The following is a 5,887-nucleotide window of genomic DNA, read 5'->3' as shown; positions in this document are numbered from 1 at the left end:
AAACAAGCTTTTGTTTAGAGCCTGAGTTTTGGTCAAGCCCTCGGTCTATTAGTACTCCTCTGCTTCACGCATTACTGCGCTTCCACATAGAGCCTATCAACGGGTGTTCTTCCCGTGACCTTACTGGCTAACGCCATGGGAATACTCATCTTGAGGTGGGCTTCCCACTTAGATGCTTTCAGCGGTTATCCTCTCCGCACATGGCTACCCAGCGTTTACCGTTGGCACGATAACTGGTACACCAGAGGTGCGTTCCTCCCGGTCCTCTCGTACTAGGGAGAAATCCTCTCAATATTCCTGCGCATGCACCGGATATGGACCGAACTGTCTCACGACGTTCTGAACCCAGCTCGCGTACCGCTTTAATGGGCGAACAGCCCAACCCTTGGGACCGACTTCAGCCCCAGGTTGCGATGAGCCGACATCGAGGTGCCAAACCTCCCCGTCGATGTGAACTCTTGGGGGAGATCAGCCTGTTATCCCTAGAGTAACTTTTATCCGTTGAGCGACGGCCCTTCCACGCAGAACCGTCGGATCACTAAAGCCGAGTTTCCTCCCTGTTCGACTTGTAGGTCTCACAGTCAAGCTTGCTTCTGCTTTTACACTCGTCGGCTGATTTCCAACCAGCCTGAGCAAACCTTTGCGCGCCTCCGTTACCTTTTAGGAGGCGACCGCCCCAGTCAAACTGCCCACCAGATACTGTCCAGTCCCCGGATAACGGGTGACTGTTAGAACCCTAGCTCTGAAAGAGTGGTATCTCACCGTTGGCTCACAACAACCCGCAAGCTGTTGATCAAAGCCTCCCACCTATCCTGCGCATTCAGAGCCCGGGCACAATACCAAGCTACAGTAAAGCTTCATAGGGTCTTTCTGTCCGGGTGCACGTAGTCCGCATCTTCACAGACAATTCTATTTCGCCGAGCCTCTCTCCGAGACAGCGCCCAGATCGTTACGCCTTTCGTGCGGGTCGGAACTTACCCGACAAGGAATTTCGCTACCTTAGGACCGTTATAGTTACGGCCGCCGTTCACCGGGGCTTCAGTCGCCAGCTTCGCTTACGCTGACCAGCTTCCTTAACCTTCCGGCACTGGGCAGGCGTCAGCCCCCATACATCGTCTTGCGACTTAGCGGAGACCTGTGTTTTTGGTAAACAGTCGCCTGGGCCTCTTCACTGCGACCACCTTGCGGTGGCACCCCTTCTCCCGAAGTTACGGGGTCATTTTGCCGAGTTCCTTAGAGAGAGTTACCTCGCGCCCCTCGGTATTCTCTACCACCCCACCTGTGTCGGTTTCGGGTACAGGCCATGATGCCTTAACGGGTATAGGGCTTTTCTTGGAAGCATGACGTCACCAACTTCGCTGCCGTAGCAGCTCGCACTCACGCCTCAGCTCAAACCGTTTTCGCCGGTTCTCAACGCCTCGAACGCTTGGACCAGTAACCAACATCTGGCTTGGCTAGCCTTCTCCGTCCCCCTTCCCAAAACATCACAGGTACAGGAATGTTGACCTGTTGTCCATCGACTACGCCTTTCGGCCTCGCCTTAGGTCCTGACTAACCCTCCGCGGACGAGCCTGCCGGAGGAACCCTTAGGGTTTCGGGGCATGGGATTCTCACCCATGTTTTCGCTACTCAAGCCGACATTCTCACTTCCATGTAGTCCACGCCCGCTTACGCTAACGCTTCACCCCGCATGGAACGCTCCCCTACCATTTAACAAGTTAAATCCGCAGCTTCGGTACAATGCTTAGCCCCGTTCATTTTCGGCGCAGGATCGCTCGACCAGTGAGCTATTACGCACTCCTTTGAGGATGGCTGCTTCTAGGCAAACCTCCTGGTTGTCTGGGCAATCCCACCTCCTTTATCACTCAGCATTGATTTGGGGACCTTAGCTGGCGGTCTGGGCTGTTTCCCTTTCGACCATGGAGCTTATCCCCCACAGTCTGACTGCCTAGTTACACACAGGGTATTCAGAGTTCGTATCGATTTGGTACCGCTCTCGCAGCCCGCACCGAAACGGTGGCTTTACCCCCCTGCTGGAGCACTAGACGCTACGCCTCAACGTATTTCGGGGAGAACCAGCTAGCTCCGGGTTCGATTGGCATTTCACCCCTAACCACAGCTCATCCGCTGATTTTTCAACATCAGTCGGTTCGGACCTCCACTTGGTATCACCCAAGCTTCATCCTGGCCATGGTTAGATCACCCGGGTTCGGGTCTATAAACACTGACGATCGCCCTATTCAGACTCGCTTTCGCTATGGCTCCACCATTTCCGGTTTAACCTGCCAGTGCCTATAAGTCGCCGGCTCATTCTTCAACAGGCACACGGTCACCCGATTAGTCGGGCTCCCATTGCTTGTAAGCTCACGGTTTCATGTTCTATTTCACTCCCCTCCCGGGGTTCTTTTCACCTTTCCCTCGCGGTACTGTTTCGCTATCGGTCACACAGGAGTACTTAGCCTTACGAGGTGGTCCTCGCAGATTCACACGGAATTTCACGTGCTCCGTGCTACTCGGGATACAGCTAGGCCAACTTTGTTTTCGAATACGGGGCTTTCACCCTCTGTGGCGCGCCATTCAAACGCTTCTTCTAACTCTGTTGGTCCACGTTGCTGTCCCACAACCCCGATGCTCGGAAGCATCGGTTTAGGCTCTTCCCCGTTCGCTCGCCGCTACTCAGGGAGTCGTTTTTACTTTCCTTTCCTCCAGCTACTAAGATGTTTCAGTTCGCTGGGTTGGCTCGTGCCGCCCTATGGATTCAGGCGGCCGTTCTAAGGGTTGCCCCATTCGGAAATTCCCGGATCAAAGCGTGTTTCCAGCTCCCCGAGACTTATCGCAGGTAACCACGTCCTTCATCGCCTCTGTGTGCCAAGGTATCCACCGTGAGCCCTTTGTAGCTTGACCAATTTCAACTCCCAGTCCTTCAGGCTGTTGAGGCCTATTCTCTCTAGATTCACCTACACTTAATACTCAAATTTCTTTGAGTATTTCCTGCGGTTTGAATGCCAGGATCAAACTCCCAAACCCTCGGCGGGCTCAGAAGAAAACTGAAAGCTCTCGGCTCTAAAAACTCAATAGAATTTTCTTGATACCAGCCTTAAGCTCTACCCATTACTGGACAAAACCCAAGCTAGAATCAAGCATCCATGAGATGCTTTATTTCCAGACTTTACCTATGCAGTTGTCAAGGTTCTGCTGACATTCAAACAGCCCTGTCTCCAGGGCAGGGTTGAATCCAGCGTCTTTTCAACCAAACTAAACAACCAGCCATCTGGTTAGCTTAGGAAGAATGAAAAGAAGCTGAAATCTTCAGCGAACAACAGTCAAGATCACATACACAGCAAAACTCCTTACCGCAAAACTTGCAGTTACAGATTGAGGGATGAGCATCATCATTGGATGGAGGTTAGCGGACTCGAACCGCTGACATCCTGCTTGCAAAGCAGGCGCTCTACCAACTGAGCTAAACCCCCAAACACGAATGGGCCATCCTGGACTTGAACCAGGGACCTCACCCTTATCAGGGGTGCGCTCTAACCACCTGAGCTAATGGCCCAGGAGCTCTCGCCGCAACCTAGCTCGCCTTTCGGCTTGCCAGATCAAACACAAATAATTAAATTCATGCTCTCGGCTTTACCCGCTGTGGGGTGACCTAGACAAAGTTTAGGAACTGAAATTAAGACCTTCATCTCCAAACTGATTACTCAGCTCTTCTTGAATTCTCAAATTGAGGTACCGATCGACCTTAGAGATGACAGAATCATGGCCTGAGAATAAATTACTCAGACATCACAATTAGTTATTGTATCCCTGTTAGGAGGTGATCCAGCCGCACCTTCCGGTACGGCTACCTTGTTACGACTTCACCCCAGTCATCAGCCCCACCTTCGGCATCCTCCTCCACAAGGGTTGGAGTAACGACTTCGGGCGTGGCCAACTTCCATGGTGTGACGGGCGGTGTGTACAAGGCCCGGGAACGTATTCACCGCAGTATGCTGACCTGCGATTACTAGCGATTCCTCCTTCACGTAGGCGAGTTGCAGCCTACGATCTGAACTGAGCCACGGTTTATGGGATTTGCTAGCTCTCGCGAGTTTGCTGCCCTTTGTCCGTAGCATTGTAGTACGTGTGTAGCCCAGGATGTAAGGGGCATGATGACTTGACGTCATCCACACCTTCCTCCGGTTTATCACCGGCGGTCTCTCTAGAGTGCCCAACTGAATGCTGGCAACTAAAGACGTGGGTTGCGCTCGTTGCGGGACTTAACCCAACATCTCACGACACGAGCTGACGACAGCCATGCACCACCTGTCACTGCGCTCCCGAAGGCACTTCCAAGTTTCCAAGGAATTCGCAGGATGTCAAACCCTGGTAAGGTTCTTCGCGTTGCATCGAATTAAACCACATACTCCACCGCTTGTGCGGGCCCCCGTCAATTCCTTTGAGTTTCACACTTGCGTGCGTACTCCCCAGGCGGAACACTTAACGCGTTGGCTACGACACCGAGGGGGTCGATTCCCCCGACACCTAGTGTTCATCGTTTACGGCCAGGACTACAGGGGTATCTAATCCCTTTCGCTCCCCTGGCTTTCGTCCATGAGCGTCAGTTATGGCCCAGCAGAGCGCCTTCGCCACTGGTGTTCTTCCCGATATCTACGCATTTCACCGCTACACCGGGAATTCCCTCTGCCCCTACCACACTCTAGTCTTACAGTTTCCATCGCCGAAATGGAGTTGAGCTCCACGTTTTAACGACAGACTTGTAAAACCGCCTGCGGACGCTTTACGCCCAATAATTCCGGATAACGCTTGCCACTCCCGTATTACCGCGGCTGCTGGCACGGAATTAGCCGTGGCTTATTCATCAAGTACCGTCAGATCTTCTTCCTTGATAAAAGAGGTTTACAGCCCAGAGGCCTTCATCCCTCACGCGGCGTTGCTCCGTCAGGCTTGCGCCCATTGCGGAAAATTCCCCACTGCTGCCTCCCGTAGGAGTCTGGGCCGTGTCTCAGTCCCAGTGTGGCTGATCATCCTCTCAGACCAGCTACTGATCGAAGCCTTGGTGAGCCTTTACCACACCAACTAGCTAATCAGACGCGAGCTCATCCTCAGGCGAAATTCATTTCACCTCTCGGCATATGGGGTATTAGCGGCCGTTTCCAGCCGTTATCCCCCTCCTGAGGGCAGATTCTCACGCGTTACTCACCCGTCCGCCACTAACCCGAAGGTTCGTTCGACTTGCATGTGTTAAGCACGCCGCCAGCGTTCATCCTGAGCCAGGATCAAACTCTCCGTTGTAGTTCACGTCCTATCGACTTTCGCCTCAACATGAATTGCTTCTCACCCGCTTTGACCCACTGGCGCAGGTCTCACAGTTGGAGCCCCTTCCTCTGACAGAAGGTTTCAAAGAGTGCATTCAGAAATTTCTTTCCTCTTGACTTTCCCGAATCCCAGATCCGGTCGCGCTCGCCTCTCCCATCGGCACACCAGCTCCTGTTCCCTCGTGAGAAGGCATCAAAAACCAACCAACAGGCGCGTCACGCTTGTTCTTTTTTGACGGGACCTCACACCTTCACTGCTATTTCCGTCACTAGCTGATCTCTCAGCTAAAAAATCAAAGCTCCAACACCCTCCTTCTCAGGCGGTGCAGGCTCCTTTGATCCGTGACGCAGTGAAAGCGTCAGTTCCTAAACTTTTTAGTTGTCCAGGTGCTTCCGCTTCCTCCCCCTCTCGGGAGTTCTCGGCGGAACGTCGCCTCTCAGCGACTCAGAAAACTTACAACACCGTCGGCTCTCGCCTTCTTCGTCGTAAGCCTGCTCGCTTCCGGGGCTTCCCCCCTTGCGCGCAGTCCAAAAACATATCACCTCTGTTGCCCGGTTGGCAAGGA

General features: G+C 53.2%; 2 tRNA genes and 2 rRNA genes. All 4 read right to left on the bottom strand.

Annotated features, from left to right (window positions below):
• Nucleotides 1-28: 28 nt before the first annotated feature.
• The 4 genes from KBY73_RS14960 to KBY73_RS14945 all read right to left on the bottom strand — a co-directional run bounded on the left by KBY73_RS14960 (nucleotide 29) and on the right by KBY73_RS14945 (nucleotide 5,298).
• Nucleotides 29-2,904: ribosomal RNA gene (locus KBY73_RS14960) — 23S ribosomal RNA — on the bottom strand.
• Nucleotides 2,905-3,400: 496 nt separating this feature from the next.
• Nucleotides 3,401-3,473, bottom strand: a tRNA-Ala gene (locus tag KBY73_RS14955).
• 9 nt (nucleotides 3,474-3,482) lie between these two features.
• Nucleotides 3,483-3,556: transfer RNA gene (locus KBY73_RS14950), tRNA-Ile, on the bottom strand.
• Nucleotides 3,557-3,813: 257 nt separating this feature from the next.
• A 16S ribosomal RNA gene (locus tag KBY73_RS14945) occupies nucleotides 3,814-5,298 on the bottom strand.
• The 16S and 23S rRNA genes sit together here with 2 tRNA genes alongside, the layout of an rRNA operon.
• Between the last annotated feature and the right edge of the window lie 589 nt (nucleotides 5,299-5,887).

This window comes from Cyanobium sp. Tous-M-B4 (assembly GCF_024345395.1).
Taxonomy (GTDB): Bacteria; Cyanobacteriota; Cyanobacteriia; order PCC-6307; family Cyanobiaceae; genus Cyanobium_A.
The sequence above is the reverse complement of the archived record's forward strand: the minus strand, read 5'-3'. Positions and strand labels throughout refer to the sequence as shown.